The following is a 17288-nucleotide window of genomic DNA, read 5'->3' on the forward strand; positions in this document are numbered from 1 at the left end:
ACTCTATCAGATCTTTTCTCGATCCGATTTCCTCGGTGCTTTCCAGGTTCTCGCTCTCGCGTTTCCCTTTCCGGCGGTTCCGACTTTATCAGAAGGTCTGAGTCGGATTTCCCACCCGGTCCAGGGCACCTGTCTGTCCATCACATGAAGGACTGGGGTTCCCAACTGGGCGAGGCCGTAAACGTACTGGAGCGGGGCGCCCCGATGCAAATCGAGACGCCCCGCTCCTGGTTCACCCGGACGAGGTGTCAGACCTCCACCACGACCGGCAGGATCATCGGCCTGCGGCGATACGTGTCCGAGACCCACTTGCCGAGGGTGCGGCGCACCAGCTGCTGGAGCTGGTGGGGCTCCACGACGCCGTCCTGGGCGGACCGCTCCAGGGACTCCGTGATCTTCGGGATGACATCGGCGAAGGCCGAGTCGTCGATGCCCGAACCGCGCGCCTGGATGTGCGGTCCACCCGTGATCTTGCCCGTGGAGGAGTCGACGACCACGAAGACCGAGATGATGCCCTCGTCGCCGAGGATCTTGCGGTCCTTCAGGGCCGGCTCGCCGACGCCGCCGACGGAGAGGCCGTCGACGTAGACGTAACCGGCCTGGACCTTGCCGGAGATCTTCGCCTTGCCCTCGATCAGGTCGACCGCCACGCCGTCCTCGGCGATGACGATCTGGTCGTGCGGGACACCCGTCAGGGCGCCCAGTTCGGCGTTGGCGCGCAGATGGCGCCATTCGCCGTGGACCGGCATCAGGTTCCGCGGGCGGCAGATGTTGTAGAAGTACAGCAGCTCACCGGCGGAGGCGTGGCCGGAGACGTGCACCTTGGCGTTGCCCTTGTGGACGACGTTGGCGCCCCAGCGGGTGAGGCCGTTGATCACGCGGTAGACCGCGTTCTCGTTCCCGGGGATGAGGGACGAGGCCAGGATGACCGTGTCGCCGTCGACGATCCGGATCTGGTGGTCGCGGTTGGCCATGCGGGACAGGGCCGCCATCGGCTCGCCCTGGGAACCCGTGCAGACCAGGACCACCTCGTGGTCCGGCAGGTCGTCGAGCGTCTTGACGTCGACCACCAGGCCCGGCGGGACCTTCAGATAGCCGAGGTCGCGGGCGATACCCATGTTGCGGACCATGGAGCGGCCGACGAAGGCCACGCGGCGGCCGTACTCGTGGGCCGCGTCCAGGATCTGCTGGATGCGGTGGACGTGGCTGGCGAAGCTCGCCACGATGATCCGCTTGCGGGCGCCGGCGAAGACCTGGCGCAGGACGTTGGAGATGTCGCGCTCGGGCGGGACGAAGCCCGGCACCTCGGCGTTCGTCGAGTCGGCGAGAAGGAGGTCGATGCCCTCCTCGCTGAGCCGGGCGAACGCGTGCAGGTCGGTGAGCCGGTTGTCCAGCGGGAGCTGGTCCATCTTGAAGTCGCCGGTGTGCACCGCCATGCCGGCGGGGGTGCGGATGGCGACCGCCAGGGCGTCCGGGATGGAGTGGTTGACGGCGATGAACTCGCAGTCGAAGGGGCCGATGCGCTCGCGGTTCCCCTCGGCCACCTCAAGGGTGTAGGGGCGGATCCGGTGCTCCTGGAGCTTGGCCTCGATCAGGGCGAGGGTCAGCTTGGAGCCGATCAGCGGGATGTCCGGCTTCTCGCGGAGCAGGAAGGGCACGCCGCCGATGTGGTCCTCGTGGCCGTGCGTGAGGACGATGCCCTCGATGTCGTCGAGGCGGTCCCGGATGGACGAGAAGTCCGGCAGGATCAGGTCGATTCCGGGCTGCTCCTCCTCGGGGAAAAGCACGCCGCAGTCGACGATCAGCAGACGGCCGCCGTATTCGAAGACCGTCATGTTGCGGCCGATCTCGCCGAGACCGCCGAGCGGGGTGACCCGCAGGCCTCCCGTGGGGAGCGGCGGGGGCGGGCCGAGTTCAGGATGCGGATGACTCAAAAGACTCTCCTCACCACGCGCGCCACGTACCGGTCGGGCACGTGGCGCGCATGACGTTCGTGCAGAAGCAGTTGTCGTTGTGGGGTGCAGGCACCGGTGGCCTGCGTATGCAGTTGTCGATTCAGTTGTGAAGCTCGGGTGGTGCCAAGTCTGTTGTCAGAGCTGTACCCCGCCGGCAGCAAGATCGATCTTGAGCTGGGCGATCTCCTCGGGCGAGCACTCGACCATGGGGGCGCGCAGGGGACCGGCGGGCAGGCCCTGGAGGGCGAGCGCGGCCTTGGTGGTCATGACGCCCTGGGTGCGGAACATGCCGGTGTAGACCGGGAGCAGCTTCTGGTGGATCTCGGTGGCCTTGACGACGTCGCCGGAGTTGTACGCGTCGACGAGGGCGCGCAGGTCGGGGGTGACGAGGTGGCCGACCACCGAGACGAAGCCGACCGCGCCCACGGAGAGCAGCGGCAGGTTGAGCATGTCGTCGCCGGAGTACCAGGCGAGGCCGGACTGGGCGATGGCCCAGCTCGCGCGCCCGAGGTCGCCCTTGGCGTCCTTGTTGGCGACGATCCGGGGGTGCTCGGCGAGGCGGACCAGCGTCTCGGTGTTGATCGGGACGCCGCTGCGGCCGGGGATGTCGTAGAGCATGACGGGCAGCCCGGTGGCGTCCGCGACGGCCGTGAAGTGCCGGTACAGGCCCTCCTGCGGGGGCTTGTTGTAGTACGGCGTGACGACCAGGAGGCCGTGGGCGCCGATGCGCTCGGCCTCGCGGGCCAGCTCAAGGCTGTGGTGGGTGTCGTTGGTGCCGACGCCGGCCACGATGTGGGCGCGGTCTCCGACCGCCTCCAGTACGGCTCGTACCAGGTCCGATTTCTCCGCGTCGGTGGTGGTGGGGGACTCGCCGGTGGTGCCGTTGATGATCAGGCCGTCGTTGCCTGCGTCCACCAGGTGGGCGGCGAGCCGCTGTGCGCCGTCGAGGTCGAGTGCGCCGTCCGCCGTGAAGGGCGTGACCATGGCGGTGAGGACCCGCCCGAAGGGGGTCTGCGGAGTCGAGGTCGGAGCCATGGGTAACACGCTACTCGGTGCTCAATGCGTGGTCTGCCCTCGGGGTATCAGGAAAGTCCGGACAAATGCGGAGCCCGGCACTGCCTGCTCGGGGGTTCAAGCAGTGCCGGGTCCGTTTGATCAGGCTAGATGAACTTCTCTAAATGCCGCAATACGGACACTTCGCGACGCTGGCCCGCACATCCGTTCCGAGCGGGGGAACAGGCGTCCCTACGGGGCCACACGGCCGTTCGTATTGAAGGCCGCGTAGGTGAGCGGCATGAGCTTCGCCCACTCCGTCTCCATCTTCTCGCCGACCATCTCGATCTCCCGCTGCGGGAAGGACGGCACCTTGGCCAGCTCGTGCTGGGTGCGCAGGCCGAGGAAGTGCATCAGGGAGCGCGCGTTGCAGGTGGCGTACATCGAGGAGTACAGGCCGACGGGGAGGGCGGCGCGGGCCACCTCGCGGGCGACGCCCTCGGCGAGCAGCTTCTGGTAGGCCGCGTACGCCTGCTCGTAGGACTCCGCGAGGGTGCCGCGCACGGTCTCGTGCTGGGCCGGGGTGCCCTCGACGAAGACGTACTTGCCCGGGCGGCCCTCCTGCACGAGCTTGCGGGACTCGTCGGGGACGTAGAAGACCGGCTCGAGCTCCCGGTAGCGGCCCGACTCCTCGTTGTAGGACCAGCCGACCCGGTGCCGCATGAACTCGCGGAAGACGAAGATCGGGGCGCTGATGAAGAAGGTCATCGAGTTGTGCTCGAACGGGCTGCCGTGCCGGTCGCGCATCAGGTAGTTGATCAGGCCCTTGGAGCGCTCGGGGTCCTTCTTCAGCTCGTCCAGGGACTGCTCGCCGAGCGTCGAGACTCGGGCGGCGAAGAGGACGTCGGCATCCGACGCGCTGGACTTCACGAGTTCGACGGTGACGTCACTGCGCAGGGTGAGCGACTCGGGGGTGGTCACGGGGGTCCTTCCCATCACTTCTTGAGGTTCGCGCCCACTGTACGGGGGACCTCCGACAGTCCCGAACCGTGACTCCGTCGCGGATTTTTTCGGACAAGGGCACCTTTTGTGCGACCAGAGCGTCTGTATCGGTGAGGACCATACGTTCGATACGCAAGTTCCCCCCGAGAGGACAGGTGCGCCCCATGTTCCGTCGGCGTGAGCCCGTGCCCTTCGCCTTCGTGGCCGAGGCCGACAGGTTCCGCAGCAATGTCGCTCCCCCGCCCCGCGAGCGGGCCTCCATCGGTCAGATGGCGGGGCGCTGGCTGCTGGGCCTCACCATCGTCGCCGGACTGGTCGGCGCGGTGATCCTCGGCATGCCGTCGATGTCGGCGCCGTCGGGTACGCCGGCTCCGCAGTCCCAGGCCTCACAGGGGCACTGACTCTTCCGGCCGCCCCGGGTGGTGGGCGGGATTCCGGCCGGATAGCCTCACCGGGCACAGCCCACGCGAGGAACGAGTGAGGACCAGCCGTGCCCCTGCCCTTCCTGACGGCCGACCGCACCTTCGACGCGGCATCCGAGAGCGCGCTGCCCCACGACGACCGGGAGCGCTGGCGGCGCCCCTACCGGCCGGGGCCCTGGCGGGTGGGCGGGGCCGCCCTGTGGCTGCTGCTCGCCTCGTTCGTGCTGTTCGCGGCGGTCCTCATCGCCCTGACCGGCTCGGCGTCCTCCGCGGGCACGGTCCTCACCGTGGCGGTGGTGGTCATCGCGGGCGCACTGCGGATACTGCGCATGGGTGTCTGGGTGAGCGCGCACGGGCTGCGCCACGTGAGTCTCCTGGCGACCCGTACGGTGCCCTGGAAGCACGTGGTCGCGGTGCGGACGGCCCAGCAGCCGGTGCGCTGGCTGGGGCTGCCGCGCACGGTGCAGGGGCAGGCTCTGACGCTCGTGCGCAAGGACCGGGCCGTCGAGGACACTCCGCCGCTGCTGACCACGCACAGCCTGGACTTCCTGCACCGTCCGGCGGCCTTCGACCGGGCGGCGGACGCGGTGGAGGTCTGGGCCTCCGAGTACGGGCGCGGCTGACCGTCGCAGGCAGGACGAGCAGGACGAAGGGGCCGGTCCGCGGGAGTGCGGACCGGCCCCTTCGGCGTACCGGCGGGGGTGCCGGGGAGGCTCAGGCCTGGAAGCGAGGTGCCGGGGAGGCTCAGGCCCGGACGGCGACGTACCGGAAGGCTCAGGCCTGGACGGTTCTGCCGTCATGCAGCGCGATGGCCCTCTGCATGGCCTTGCGGGCGCGCGGGGTGTCCCGGGCGTCGTGGTAGGCGACGGCGAGCCGGAACCAGCTGCGCCAGTCGTCCGGGGCCGCCTCCGTCTCGGCCTTGCGCCTGGCGAAGACCTCGTCGGCGGAGTCTCGGTCGATACGGCCGCCCGGGGTGCGCTTCAGCTCGTCGACGGGCAGACCGCCCTCGGCGTCGAGTTCGGCGGCGAGCTGGTTGGCCTTGCGGACGAACTGGGTGTTCTTCCACAGGAACCACAGGCCGATGACCGGCAGGATCAGCACCGCGATCCCGAAGGTGACGGTGAGGACCGTGCCGGACTGGATGAGCATGACGCCGCGGCTGCCGACCAGGACGAAGTAGAACAGCAGGACGGCGGCCGTGACGAGGTAAGTGATCTTCGCGCGCATGACGTGTTCGGGCTCTGCTCGGGTCTCAGTTCAGGTCCAGGAAGTGCTCCAGGCCGAAGGTCAGGCCCGGAGTCGACACCACCCGGCGGGCGCCGAGCAGGATGCCCGGCATGAAGCTGCTGTGGTGCAGGGAGTCGTGGCGGACGGTGAGGGTCTCGCCCTCGGCGCCGAGCAGCACCTCCTGGTGGGCCAGGAGGCCGCGCAGGCGCACGGCGTGGACGGGGACGCCGTCCACGTCCGCCCCGCGGGCACCGTCCAGCGCGGTGACCGTGGCGTCCGGCGCGGGGGCCGTGCCGGCCTTGCGGCGGGCCTCGGCGATGAGCTGAGCGGTGCGCGTGGCGGTGCCGGAGGGGGCGTCCACCTTGTTCGGGTGGTGCAGCTCGACGACCTCGACCGACTCGAAGTACGGCGCGGCGATCTGCGCGAACTTCATCGTCAGCACGGCGCCGATGGAGAAGTTCGGCGCGATGAGCACGCCCGTCCGGGGGGACTGGGCCAGCCAGCCCTTCAGCTGCGCGAGGCGCTCGTCGGTCCAGCCCGTCGTGCCGACGACCGCGTGGATGCCGTGGCGCACGCAGAAGTCGAGGTTGCCCATGACGGAGGCGGGGGTGGTCAGCTCGACGGCGACCTGGGCACCGGTCTCCGCCAGCGCTTCCAGCTTGTCGCCGCGGCCGAGGGCGGCCACCAGTTCCATGTCCTCGGCGGCCTCGACCGCCCGTACGGCCTCGGACCCGATCCGGCCCTTGGCACCGAGGACCGCCACGCGCAGCTTGCTCATCTGTTGCTTCCTTACGGAGGTGAATAGACCGGAGGTGAATGGACCGGAAGGGAACGGACGGACGGGAACGGACCGACTGGAACGGACCGACGGACGGGAACGGACCTACGTGCGCGGACCGGCCCTGGTCAGGCGACGGCGTCGTGCAGCCGTGCGGCCTGTTTGTCCTTCAGCGGGCCGATGACCGACAGCGACGGGCGCTGTCCCAGGATGTCGCGGGCGACCGAGCGGACCTCGTCCGGGGTGACCGCCGTTATCCGGGCCAGCATGTCGTCGACGGACATCTGCTCACCCCAGCACAGCTCGCTCTTGCCGATACGGTTCATCAGCGCGCCGGTGTCCTCCAGACCCAGGACCGTGGAGCCCTGGAGCTGGCCGATGGCACGGCCGATCTCGTCGTCCGAGAGGCCGTTCTGGGCGACATGGTCGAGCTCGTCGCGGCAGATCCTCAGCACGTCGTGCACCTGGCTCGGGCGGCAGCCGGCGTACACACCGAACAGGCCGCAGTCGGCGAAGCCGGAGGTGTACGAGTACACGCTGTAGGCCAGGCCGCGCTTCTCCCGGACCTCCTGGAAGAGCCGGGAGGACATGCCGCCACCGAGGGCGGTGTTGAGCACGCCCATGGCCCAGCGCCGGTCGTCCGTGCGGGCCAGGCCCGGCATACCGAGGACGACGTGCGCCTGCTCCGTCTTGCGGCCGAGCAGCTCCACCTTGCCCGTCGTGCGGATCGCACGGCGGCCGTGGCGCGGGGCGATGGGCTGCGCGTCGGGGCTCTTGAAGGCGTCGGCCTTCTCGAAGGCCGCGCGGACCTGTCGCACGACCTTGTTGTGGTCGATGTTGCCGGCGCAGGCGACGACCAGGTGGGTGGGGTCGTAGTGCTTCCGGTAGAAGCGGCGGATGCGGTCGGCGGTGAGGGCGTTGACCGTGTCGACGGTGCCGAGGACCGGGCGGCCGAGGGCGTTGTCGCCGAACATGGTGTGCGCGAACAGGTCGTGCACGCAGTCGCCCGGGTCGTCCTCGGTCATCGCGATCTCTTCGAGGATCGCGCCGCGCTCGACATTGACGTCGTCCTCGAGGATGAGCGAGCCGGTCAGCATGTCGCAGACGACGTCGATGGCGAGCGGCAGGTCGGTGTCGAGCACGCGCGCGTAGTAGCACGTGTACTCCTTGGCCGTGAACGCGTTCATCTCGCCGCCGACCGCGTCGATGGCGGAGGAGATGTCCAGGGCGGACCTGCGGTCGGTGCCCTTGAAGAGCAGGTGCTCCAGGTAATGCGTGGCGCCGTTCAGCGACGGCGTCTCGTCGCGCGAGCCCACGTGGGCCCAGATCCCGAAGGTCGCCGAGCGCACGGAGGGCAGCGTCTCGGTGACGACGCGCAGACCGCCCGGGAGGGTGGTCTTGCGGACCGTACCGATGCCGTTGGTGCCCTTGATCAAGGTTTGGGTACGGGCAACGGCCCGCGCCTCCGAAGAGGTGCGGGCCGTCGCCTTGGAGCTACGGGACGTCACTGTTCGGCGTCGTCCTTCGTGTCCTCGGAGCCTTCCTCGCCCTCGATCACGGGGATGAGGGAGAGCTTGCCGCGGGAGTCGATCTCGGCGATCTCGACCTGGACCTTCTGGCCCACGCCGACGACGTCCTCGACGTTCTCCACGCGCTTGCCGCCGGCGAGCTTGCGGATCTGCGAGATGTGCAGCAGACCGTCCTTGCCGGGCAGCAGGGAGACGAACGCACCGAAGGTGGTCGTCTTCACGACCGTACCGAGGTAGCGCTCGCCGACCTCGGGCATCGTCGGGTTGGCGATGCCGTTGATCGTGGCGCGGGCGGCCTCGGCGGACGGGCCGTCGGCGGCACCGATGTAGATCGTGCCGTCGTCCTCGATCGTGATCTCGGCGCCCGTGTCCTCCTGGATCTGGTTGATCATCTTGCCCTTGGGGCCGATGACCTCACCGATCTTGTCCACCGGGATCTTGACGGTGATGATCCGCGGGGCGTGCGGGGACATCTCGTCGGGCCGGTCGATGGCCTCCATCATCACGTCGAGGATGTGGAGACGAGCGTCGCGGGCCTGCTTGAGGGCCGCGGCCAGGACGGAGGCCGGGATGCCGTCCAGCTTGGTGTCGAGCTGGAGGGCGGTCACGAACTCCTTGGTGCCGGCGACCTTGAAGTCCATGTCACCGAAGGCGTCCTCCGCACCGAGGATGTCGGTGAGGGTGACGTAGTGCGTCTCGCCGTCGATCTCCTGGGAGATCAGACCCATGGCGATACCGGCGACCGGGGCCTTCAGCGGCACACCGGCGTTCAGCAGCGACATGGTGGAGGCGCAGACCGAGCCCATGGACGTCGAGCCGTTGGAGCTCAGCGCCTCGGAGACCTGGCGGATCGCGTAGGGGAAGTCCTCGCGCGCCGGCAGGACCGGCACGAGAGCGCGCTCGGCGAGGGCGCCGTGGCCGATCTCGCGGCGCTTCGGGGAGCCGACGCGGCCGGTCTCACCGGTGGAGTACGGCGGGAAGTTGTAGTTGTGCATGTAGCGCTTGCGGGTCACCGGGGAGAGGGTGTCCAGCTGCTGCTCCATGCGGAGCATGTTGAGGGTGGTGACGCCCAGGATCTGGGTCTCGCCACGCTCGAACACCGCGGAACCGTGGACCCGCGGGATGGCCTCGACCTCGGCGGCCAGCGTGCGGATGTCGGTGACACCGCGGCCGTCGATGCGCTTCTTCTCCTTGATCACGCGCTCGCGGACCAGCTGCTTGGTGAGCGAGCGGTACGCGGCGGAGATCTCCTTCTCGCGGCCCTCGAACTCCGGCAGGAGCTTCTCGGCGGCCAGACCCTTGACCCGGTCCAGCTCGGCCTCGCGCTCCTGCTTGCCGGCGATGGTGAGCGCCTGGGCCAGCTCGGGGCGGACGGCGGCCATGAGGGCCTCCAGGACGTCGTCCTGGTAGTCGAGGAAGATCGGGAACTCGCCGGTCGGCTTGGCGGCCTTGGACGCCAGGTCGGCCTGGGCGCGGCACAGGACCTTGATGAAGGGCTTCGCGGCCTCGAGACCGGCGGCGACGACCTCCTCGGTCGGGGCCTCGGAGCCGCCCTCGACCAGCTTGATCGTCTTGTCGGTGGCCTCGGCCTCGACCATCATGATCGCGACGTCGCCGTCCTCCAGGACGCGGCCGGCGACCACCATGTCGAAGACGGCGTCCTCGAGCTCGGTGTGCGTCGGGAACGCGACCCACTGGCCGTTGATCAGCGCGACGCGGACGCCGCCGATCGGGCCGGAGAAGGGCAGACCGGCCAGCTGCGTGGACGCGGACGCGGCGTTGATCGCCACGACGTCGTACAGGTGGTCGGGGTTGAGGGCCATGATCGTCGCGACGACCTGGATCTCGTTGCGCAGGCCCTTCTTGAAGGACGGGCGCAGCGGGCGGTCGATGAGACGGCAGGTGAGGATCGCGTCCTCGGAGGGGCGGCCCTCACGGCGGAAGAAGCTGCCGGGGATCTTGCCGGCGGCGTACATCCGCTCCTCGACGTCCACCGTCAGCGGGAAGAAGTCGAGCTGGTCCTTGGGGTTCTTGGAGGCGGTGGTGGCCGACAGCACCATGGTGTCGTCGTCCAGGTACGCCACGGCGGAGCCGGCGGCCTGCTTGGCCAGGCGGCCCGTCTCGAAACGGATGGTACGGGTACCGAAGGCGCCATTGTCGATGACGGCCTCGGCGTAGTGGGTCTCGTTCTCCACTAGCGTTTTCTCCTCGTCTTCGTCCCTCGGCTGCCCGTGTGGCAGGGGGACGGTTGTGGAGAAGCGCGCCGGGCTGTGCGGGCCGGTCTTCGATCGAAGCACCCGGGGCTCGCTTCCCCCCGGGGGCCACTACCGAGGACCGGCGGCGGCGAGGTGCACTTCTCCTCTTCTTATCGTGCTGTGTCGTCCGTAATGCGTTGTGCTACCACACTACAAAGCGTGAGTGACACTCCGCACGTTTCCGCACGTACGACGGATGCTTCCGCACGTACGACGGATGCTTCCGTACGCTCGGCGACGCCGTTCATACGGCAACGCCCTGCGTACGGCAAAGGGAGCGGCTCCCGAATCCTCCCGGGAACCGCTCCCTTCATGGCGTCCTACTTGGCGCCCGCCGCACCGCGGCGGATGCCCAGGCGGTCGACCAGCGCGCGGAAGCGCTGGATGTCCTTCTTCGCCAGGTACTGCAGCAGGCGACGGCGCTGACCGACCAGGATCAGCAGACCACGGCGGGAGTGGTGGTCGTGCTTGTGGGTCTTGAGGTGCTCCGTCAGGTCGGAGATCCGACGCGAGAGCATGGCGACCTGGACCTCGGGGGAGCCGGTGTCGCCCTCCTTCTGGCCGAACTCGGCGATGATCTGCTTCTTCGTAGCGGCGTCGAGCGACACGCGTACTCCTCATAGTCTGTGAGTGCCTCCGAGCGCCCCCGGTCTGCATCTCGGGGGAGCTTCCGTGACTCGGAAGGCGGGGATCCGCAGGGCGCGGCCTCCAGGACCCACGTCGAGCGGGCTCCGGAGGTGCGTACACAAACGGCCGTCGACCAGGGTACCAGGCAGTTCAGGCCACCTTCTCCCGGGTTCCGGAACGGCCCGGGTCCGGCTGGGTCGGCCACTAGGGTGAACGTGCTGATCGTACGGACGTCGGGAAGGGGTCGCTTCGGTATGGCGGAGACGGAAGCGGAGATCAAGGCGCGCAAGGACCGGGAGCGCGACGAGCTGTACGCGCTCGACATCTCGGGCGTCGAGTGGCACTGCGCACCGGGCACGGAGGAGCACGAGGAGCGGGTGGAGATCGCGTACCTGCCCGAGGGCGCGGTCGCCATGCGGTCCTCCCTCGACCACGACACCGTGCTGCGGTACACGGAGGCGGAGTGGCGGGCGTTCGTGCTGGGCGCGCGGGACGGGGAGTTCGATCTGAGGCCGATGCCGCACAACGGGGGGCTCGACGTGCAGTGAGCACACCGTGGTGAAAGGGGCGGCACGCGCGCGTGCCGCCCCTTTTTCCGCGACGGGCTCCACTGAGGGCTTCCGTGACAAGGGCAAGGACTCTTGGCGGAGGGGCAGAGACCCCGGGCCGCGCGAGCCCTCGGCTAGCTGGTCATCGCCCGCGCCTGCGCATACACGTCGAACACGGCCAGGGCCAGCGGGATCAGCGTGAGCAGCACGAAGCTCTCGGCGATCTCCAGGAAGCGCCCCCAGAAGGGGGTGACACCGCGCCGCGGAGTGATCAGACCGATGGCGGTGACGAGTGCGGTGGCCACGCCGACGGCCGCGGCGAGCCACACACTGCGGATGTCGAGCGAGGTGGTGTTGCCCTGGAGGGCGTCGATCAGATACCCCCGGGGCGGATTCAGTGCGAGCCCGAGACCGAGGAAGACGATCGCTGCGAGGCCGGCGGCCAGCGTGGCGCCGACCTGCGCGGTGTAACGGAAGAGGTGCGCCCGCATCAGCATCGCCAGGCCGGTCGCGAGGGCCAGGAGCTGGGCCCATGTGTTGCTGGAGAAGCCGAGGACGATCGACGCGCCCACGGCGACCAGGGCACAGCCCCCGACCAGGCCGACGAGGAGTTCGTGGCCACGCCGGGCCTGAGCGGCGACACGTTCGACGTCCACGGGCTCCTGCGCGGCGCGCTCGCCGGTGTCATAGCCGCCGCGAGCGGGACTGGGCGGCTCGAACCCGATGGGAAGTCGCGCAAAGCGCATGGACAGCCCCGGCAGAAAGGCCAGCGCCACGACAGAGAGCGGGGCGCAGATGGCGGCTGTCTCGATGGGCCTCAGTTCGGTGAGGATCGCGATGAAGCTGGTGACCAGGCCGATGGCGGAAGCGAAGACGAAGGCCACGAAGGGTCCGTCACCGCCCGGTGACACCAGTGTCAACACGACTGAGGCGATGAGAACCGCCGTACAGGCGAGCAGGAACTGAAGTCGTCCGATGCCCTGGCCGCTGGAGAGCGACAGCAGCCCGGAACCGGCCACGGCGACGTTCGGCAGGGCTCCGAGTCCCAGAGCCACCGCGGAACCCCGGTCGTCGTACACACGCGCGCGTACGCAGGCGAGGGTGATCAGCAGGATGCCGGTGACGCCCGCGATGACGCCCTGCAGGCTGTGCATGTCGTGGCGGACCTGAGAGCTCCAGGCCACAAAAGCGAGCAGTGCAGGCAGGATTCCGCCCGCTACGAGACCGGCGGCACGGGTGAGGTCGCCGCTCCACAGGGTGCGGTCGCGGGTGACGGCGGAGGCCACCGCCTCGGAGACATCGTCGACGACGGCAGGCGGCAGCGACTCGGCGAACGGACGCAGGGTGAGCAGTTCGCCGTCGAGAATGCGTTGCGCCGTGAAGGACCGGGCGCCGTCAAGGACGGTGCCGTCACGCCGTACGAGGTGGTAGCCGACCGGAGCGCCCTCGGCAGGGTTCTGCTGGGACAGGCGCAGGATCTCCGGATACAGGTCGGCGACCGGTACGTCGTCGGGCAACGCCACGTCGATGCGGCTGTCGGGCGCCACGATGGTGACCCGACAGAAGCCGAATCCCATGCCCGCCCCGGAAGGGGCTCCGGTGCCCGGTCCACCGGTCGCGCCGGCCGGCGCGGAGGCCGTCATGCTCACCTGCTGTTCCCCCTCGTCGGTGGTGGGACGGCGTGCGGTGCCGCCGAGCACCCTTCCGCCCGTAAAGATCCTGTGCAGGTTGTGCCGTGACCCCCGCTGCGCCGGCCGACCGAGCGGTCACATCCGGGGTTTGAGGGGAGGCACACCCTTCGAACCGTTGCGAATTGCCCGGGTTTCCCTGGAACGATTCGCAACTGCTCACGCGTCTCACCGGCACCCTACCGCCCGCCGTTGTCGGCAGTTGTCAGTAGGATCGCGCTTCGCGATCGGCGTTCGCCTGACACGGGGCGGCGGACGAAAAATCTCGGTCCGGCAAGGGAATTGGTGCGTAGTGAGCCACATCGTCGTCAAGCGCCCACCGCGGGCACTGCCGAAGGAAGTGCCCACGGACGAGGTCGTACTGCAGGCTCCGCCGGAACTTCCGCGCGGTCAGCAGGAAGGCGCTCTGATGCAGCTCCTGCCCATGCTCGGCATGGGCGGGTCCGTGGTGTTCTTCTTCAACCCCCAGGCCCAGCCCTTCATGAAGATCATGGGCATGGTCATGGTGGCGTCGACGATCGCCATGGGCATCTCGATGCTGGTGCGCTACCGCCGTGGCAGCCAGGGACAGATGGCCGACCTTCGCCGTGACTACCTCCGCTACCTGTCGCAGACCCGGCGCGACGCCCTGGAGACCGCGAAGTCCCAGCGGGACGCCCAGTACTACCTGCACCCTTCGCCCGAGCAGCTGTGGGCACTGGTCGCCGAGGGCAGCCGGGTGTGGGAACGGCGCACCTCCGACGAGGACTTCGGACAGGTACGCGTGGGCCTCGGTCCGCAGGCTCTGGCCACTCCCCTGATCCCGCCGCAGACCGCTCCGGTCGACGAGCTCGAGCCGCTGACTGCGGGTGCCATGCAGCGTTTCCTGGCCACGCACAACGCCCTTGACGACCTGCCGATGGCGGTCTCGCTGCGCGCCTTCTACCACGTGACGATCAGCGGCGAGCCGGGCACCGTGCGCGGCACTGCCCGTGCCGTCGCCGCTTCCCTCGCCTCGTTGCACTCCCCCGAGGATCTGGTCATCGCCGTCGTCACCGGACGCGAGGCGGCGCCTCAGTGGGAGTGGGCCAAGTGGCTGCCGCACATGCAGGCCCCGGGCCTCGCCGACGGCGCCGGCAGCATGCGCCTGATCACCACCGACCCGGTGGAGCTGGAGGACCGGCTCGCCTCCCGTCTTGAGGGCCGCCCGCGCTTCCACCCCGGCGGACAGCCGGTTGCGGAGCAGCCGCACCTGGTGGTCGTACTCGACGGCATCTCCTTGCCGCCCTCGTCGTTGCTGGCCAGCCCGGAGGGCCTGCAGGGCGTGACGGTCCTGGAGGTCGTGCCGGGCGACCTCACCATCGGCCGCGGCGACCTCTCCGTCATCGTGCAGCCCAAGGAGCTGCGCCTGGAGTCGGCGCACGGCATGGTGTACGAGGGAACGCCGGACGTTTTGTCGTACGAGGCCGCGGAGGCTCTCGCCCGCCAAATGGCACCGTTGCGTGTGGCGTCGGGCGGGGACGACGACGAACCGCTGCTCGCCAACCTGGAGTTCACGGACCTGCTGAACCTGGGCGATGCGGCCTCGGTCGATCCGAAGCGGACCTGGCGGCCGCGCTCGCAGTCGGAGCGGCTGCGCGTGCCGATCGGTCTCGGCGAGGACGGCCGTCCCGTGATGCTGGACCTCAAAGAGGCGGCGCAGGAGGGCATGGGCCCACACGGCCTGTGCGTCGGTGCAACCGGTTCCGGCAAGTCGGAGCTGCTGCGCACGCTCGTCCTCGGCCTCGCCGTGACCCATTCCTCCGAGACGCTGAACTTCGTCCTGGCCGACTTCAAGGGTGGTGCCACGTTCGCGGGCATGGCCCAGCTGCCGCACGTGGCAGCCGTGATCACCAACCTCGCCGACGACCTGACCCTCGTCGACCGCATGGGTGACTCGATCCGCGGTGAGCTCAACCGCCGCCAGGAGATGCTCCGCGACGCGGGCAACTACGCGAACATCCACGACTACGAGAAGGCACGGGCGGCGGGCGCGGCGCTGCAGCCGATCCCGTCACTCGTCCTGGTGATCGACGAGTTCAGCGAACTGCTCACCGCGAAGCCGGACTTCATCGAGATGTTCGTGCAGATCGGCCGCATCGGCCGATCGCTCGGAGTGCACCTGCTGCTGGCCTCGCAGCGCCTGGAGGAGGGCCGGCTGCGCGGCCTGGAGACGTACCTCTCGTACCGCATCGGTCTGCGGACCTTCTCCGCGGCGGAGTCGCGCGCCGCGCTGGGCGTCCCGGACGCCTACGAGCTGCCGAACGTCCCGGGTTCGGGTTTCCTGAAGTTCGGTACGGACGAAATGGTGCGCTTCAAGGCGGCGTACGTCTCCGGCGTGTACCGCACGAGCTCGCAGCAGGCTGCGGCGCTCGGCGGTCCGCTGCCCGTCGACCGCAGGCCCGTTCTCTTCACGGCGTCCGAGGTCCCGGTGCAGTATGTGCCGGTCCCGCAGCAGCGCAAGCAGGCGGTCGAGGAGCGGCGGGACGACGCCCTTGCCGACACCGTGCTCGACGTCGTCGTGCGGCGCCTGGAGGCGCAGGGGCCCGCCGCCCACCAGGTGTGGCTGCCCCCGCTGGACAGCCCGCCTTCGCTCGACGCCCTGCTGCCGGGGCTCGCCCCGGTGCCGGGACGCGGCATGACCCAGCCGGGCTACGAGGGCGCGGGACGCCTCGTCGTCCCGGTCGGCCTCATCGACAAGCCCTACGAGCAGCGGCGCGACCCGCTGTGGATCGACTTCGGCGGCGCGGCCGGCCACATGCAGATCATCGGCGGCCCGCAGTCCGGCAAGTCGACGGCGGTGCGTTCGCTCATCGCCTCGTTCGCGCTGACCCATACCCCGCAGGAAGTGCAGTTCTACGGCTTGGACTTCGGTGGCGGCGGTATGACCGCGGTGGCCGGCCTGCCGCATGTGGGCGGTGTCGCCTCGCGCCTGGACCCCGAGAAGGTCCGGCGTACGGCGGCCGAGGTGTACGGCGTCCTGACCCGCCGTGAGGAGTACTTCCGCTCCGTGGGCATCTCCTCCATTGCAGAGTTCCGCTCCCGCCGCGCGCGTGGCGACATCTCGATGACCGACCAGCCCTGGGGTGACGTCTTCCTGGTCATCGACGGCTGGGGCAACTTCCGCACCGACTACGAAGCCCTGGAGCCGCTCGTCCTGGACATCGCCGCGCGGGGTCTGGGCTATGGCATCCACTTGGTGCTCACCGCCTCGCGCTCGATGGAGGTCCGCGCGAACCTCAAGGACCACCTGATGAACCGCCTGGAGCTGCGGCTGGGTGACCCGATGGACTCCGAGATCGACCGCAAGGTCGCGGCCAACGTCCCCACCGGAGTACCGGGACGCGGCCAGACCCCGCAGAAGCAGCACTTCATGGCAGCGGTCCCGCGCATCGACGGCCTCTCCTCCGACACGGACCTCGCGGAGGCGACGACGGCCCTCGCGGCCGAGGTCACCCGCCACTGGCAGGAGCCGGGCGCGCCGGCGGTCCGTCTGCTGCCCCGCGAGTTCTCGGCGGCACAGCTCCCCCCGGGCGACCGTTTCCCCCAGCGCGGCGTCTCCTTCGCCCTCGACGAGGACAACCTCGAGCCCGTGTTCGTCGACTTCGATCAGGATCCGTTCTTCCTGGTGTTCGGCGAAAGCGAGTCCGGCAAGTCGAACCTGCTGAAGCTGCTGATCAAGCGCCTCACCGAGCGCTACGACGGTGACAGCTGCAAGCTGTTCGTCATCGACAACCGCCGCTCGCTGCTCGGGGTGACCCCGGACTCCCACCTGGCGGAGTACATCCCCATGTCGAACCAGATGCAGCACCACATGGACGCACTGGCCGACCTGATGCAGCGCCGCACGCCGACGGCCGACGTGACCGCGGAGCAGTTGCGCAACCGGAGTTGGTGGCGGGGCCCCACCGTGTACGTCGTCATCGACGACTACGATCTCGTGTCCACGTCGAGCGGCAACCCGCTGGCGGGCCTGACGGAACTGCTGCCGTTCGCCCGCGACGTCGGCGTCCGCTTCATCATCGCGCGCTCGACGGCGGGCGCAGGGCGTGCCGGCTACGAGTCGTTCATGCAGCGCATCAAGGAACTCGGCGCCCAGGGTGTGGTTCTTGCGGGTGATTCGACCGAGGGTGACCTGCTCGGCGGAGTGCGGCCGCGGCCGATGCCTGCCGGGCGGGGTGTCTTCGTGTCGCGCAAGCGGGGGAAGCCGATGGTGCAGGTGGGGCTCGTGGAGTCCTGACGGTCA

13 protein-coding genes are annotated in these 17288 nt (G+C 69.3%); 4 read left to right on the forward strand and 9 right to left on the reverse strand.

All coding sequences use genetic code 11. The features are described from left to right. Positions 1–248 precede the first annotated feature (248 nt). From ACFZCP_RS30185 to thyX, 3 genes are all read right to left on the reverse strand, one after another. On the reverse strand, positions 249–1934 hold the full coding sequence (locus tag ACFZCP_RS30185; RefSeq protein ID WP_391432891.1) for an RNase J family beta-CASP ribonuclease: 1686 nt from the start codon (positions 1932–1934) through the stop codon (positions 249–251). A gap of 156 nt (positions 1935–2090) precedes the next feature. After that, a complete protein-coding gene (gene dapA, locus ACFZCP_RS30190) occupies positions 2091–2990 on the reverse strand; it encodes a 4-hydroxy-tetrahydrodipicolinate synthase (protein ID WP_362690683.1) in 900 nt (299 codons plus the stop codon). Between the two features lie 210 nt (positions 2991–3200). Further along, positions 3201–3944 (reverse strand): FAD-dependent thymidylate synthase, encoded by a 744-nt coding sequence (thyX, locus tag ACFZCP_RS30195; RefSeq protein WP_391432894.1) that lies wholly within the window; start codon positions 3942–3944, stop codon positions 3201–3203. 170 nt (positions 3945–4114) lie between these two features. On the opposite strand from thyX, the gene ACFZCP_RS30200 reads away from it, so the two are divergent. Further along, positions 4115–4351: a hypothetical protein gene (locus tag ACFZCP_RS30200; RefSeq protein ID WP_362690689.1), complete on the forward strand. Its 237-nt coding sequence runs from the start codon at positions 4115–4117 to the stop codon at positions 4349–4351. Between the two features lie 89 nt (positions 4352–4440). Beyond that, complete coding sequence (locus tag ACFZCP_RS30205; RefSeq protein WP_391432897.1) at positions 4441–4995, forward strand: hypothetical protein; 555 nt, start codon at positions 4441–4443, stop codon at positions 4993–4995. A gap of 151 nt (positions 4996–5146) precedes the next feature. On the opposite strand, the gene ACFZCP_RS30210 is transcribed toward ACFZCP_RS30205, so the two are convergent. The 5 genes from ACFZCP_RS30210 to rpsO all read right to left on the reverse strand — a co-directional run bounded on the left by ACFZCP_RS30210 (position 5147) and on the right by rpsO (position 10769). After that, positions 5147–5599: a hypothetical protein gene (locus tag ACFZCP_RS30210; RefSeq protein WP_362690695.1), complete on the reverse strand. Its 453-nt coding sequence runs from the start codon at positions 5597–5599 to the stop codon at positions 5147–5149. 25 nt (positions 5600–5624) lie between these two features. Next, positions 5625–6377, reverse strand: coding sequence for a 4-hydroxy-tetrahydrodipicolinate reductase (gene dapB, locus ACFZCP_RS30215; RefSeq protein WP_362690698.1), 753 nt, complete (start codon positions 6375–6377; stop codon positions 5625–5627). A gap of 128 nt (positions 6378–6505) precedes the next feature. Further along, positions 6506–7885, reverse strand: a complete 1380-nt coding sequence (locus ACFZCP_RS30220) for an insulinase family protein (protein ID WP_391432902.1) — start codon at positions 7883–7885, stop codon at positions 6506–6508. Next, positions 7882–10101, reverse strand: coding sequence for a polyribonucleotide nucleotidyltransferase (locus ACFZCP_RS30225; RefSeq protein ID WP_391432905.1), 2220 nt, complete (start codon positions 10099–10101; stop codon positions 7882–7884). The genes ACFZCP_RS30220 and ACFZCP_RS30225 overlap by 4 nt, the downstream gene beginning before the upstream one ends. Before the next feature lie 380 nt (positions 10102–10481). Then, positions 10482–10769, reverse strand: a complete 288-nt coding sequence (gene rpsO / locus ACFZCP_RS30230) for a 30S ribosomal protein S15 (RefSeq protein WP_055632174.1) — start codon at positions 10767–10769, stop codon at positions 10482–10484. Between the two features lie 273 nt (positions 10770–11042). On the opposite strand from rpsO, the gene ACFZCP_RS30235 reads away from it, so the two are divergent. Next, positions 11043–11336 (forward strand): DUF397 domain-containing protein, encoded by a 294-nt coding sequence (locus ACFZCP_RS30235; RefSeq protein WP_391432909.1) that lies wholly within the window; start codon positions 11043–11045, stop codon positions 11334–11336. Between the two features lie 134 nt (positions 11337–11470). Here ACFZCP_RS30235 and eccD read toward each other — a convergent pair whose 3' ends face one another. Beyond that, positions 11471–12979 carry a type VII secretion integral membrane protein EccD gene (gene eccD, locus ACFZCP_RS30240; RefSeq protein ID WP_391433390.1) on the reverse strand — a complete coding sequence of 503 codons (1509 nt, stop codon included), beginning with the start codon at positions 12977–12979 and terminating at the stop codon, positions 11471–11473. 337 nt (positions 12980–13316) lie between these two features. On the opposite strand from eccD, the gene eccCa reads away from it, so the two are divergent. Next, positions 13317–17282: a type VII secretion protein EccCa gene (eccCa, locus tag ACFZCP_RS30245; RefSeq protein WP_391432912.1), complete on the forward strand. Its 3966-nt coding sequence runs from the start codon at positions 13317–13319 to the stop codon at positions 17280–17282. Positions 17283–17288 lie beyond the last annotated feature (6 nt).

This window comes from Streptomyces sp. NPDC007971, assembly GCF_042958635.1.
GTDB lineage: Bacteria > Actinomycetota > Actinomycetes > Streptomycetales > Streptomycetaceae > Streptomyces.

Bases quoted from the DNA above. Each gene is read 5' to 3' on its own strand.
- dapA (WP_362690683.1), bottom strand. From the start codon at position 2,990: ATGGCTCCGACCTCGACTCCGCAGACCCCCTTCGGGCGGGTCCTCACC.
- thyX (WP_391432894.1), bottom strand. From the start codon at position 3,944: ATGGGAAGGACCCCCGTGACCACCCCCGAGTCGCTCACCCTGCGCAGT.
- ACFZCP_RS30200 (WP_362690689.1), top strand. From the start codon at position 4,115: ATGTTCCGTCGGCGTGAGCCCGTGCCCTTCGCCTTCGTGGCCGAGGCC.
- ACFZCP_RS30210 (WP_362690695.1), bottom strand. From the start codon at position 5,599: ATGCGCGCGAAGATCACTTACCTCGTCACGGCCGCCGTCCTGCTGTTC.
- dapB (WP_362690698.1), bottom strand. From the start codon at position 6,377: ATGAGCAAGCTGCGCGTGGCGGTCCTCGGTGCCAAGGGCCGGATCGGG.
- ACFZCP_RS30235 (WP_391432909.1), top strand. From the start codon at position 11,043: ATGGCGGAGACGGAAGCGGAGATCAAGGCGCGCAAGGACCGGGAGCGC.
- eccD (WP_391433390.1), bottom strand. From the start codon at position 12,979: ATGACGGCCTCCGCGCCGGCCGGCGCGACCGGTGGACCGGGCACCGGA.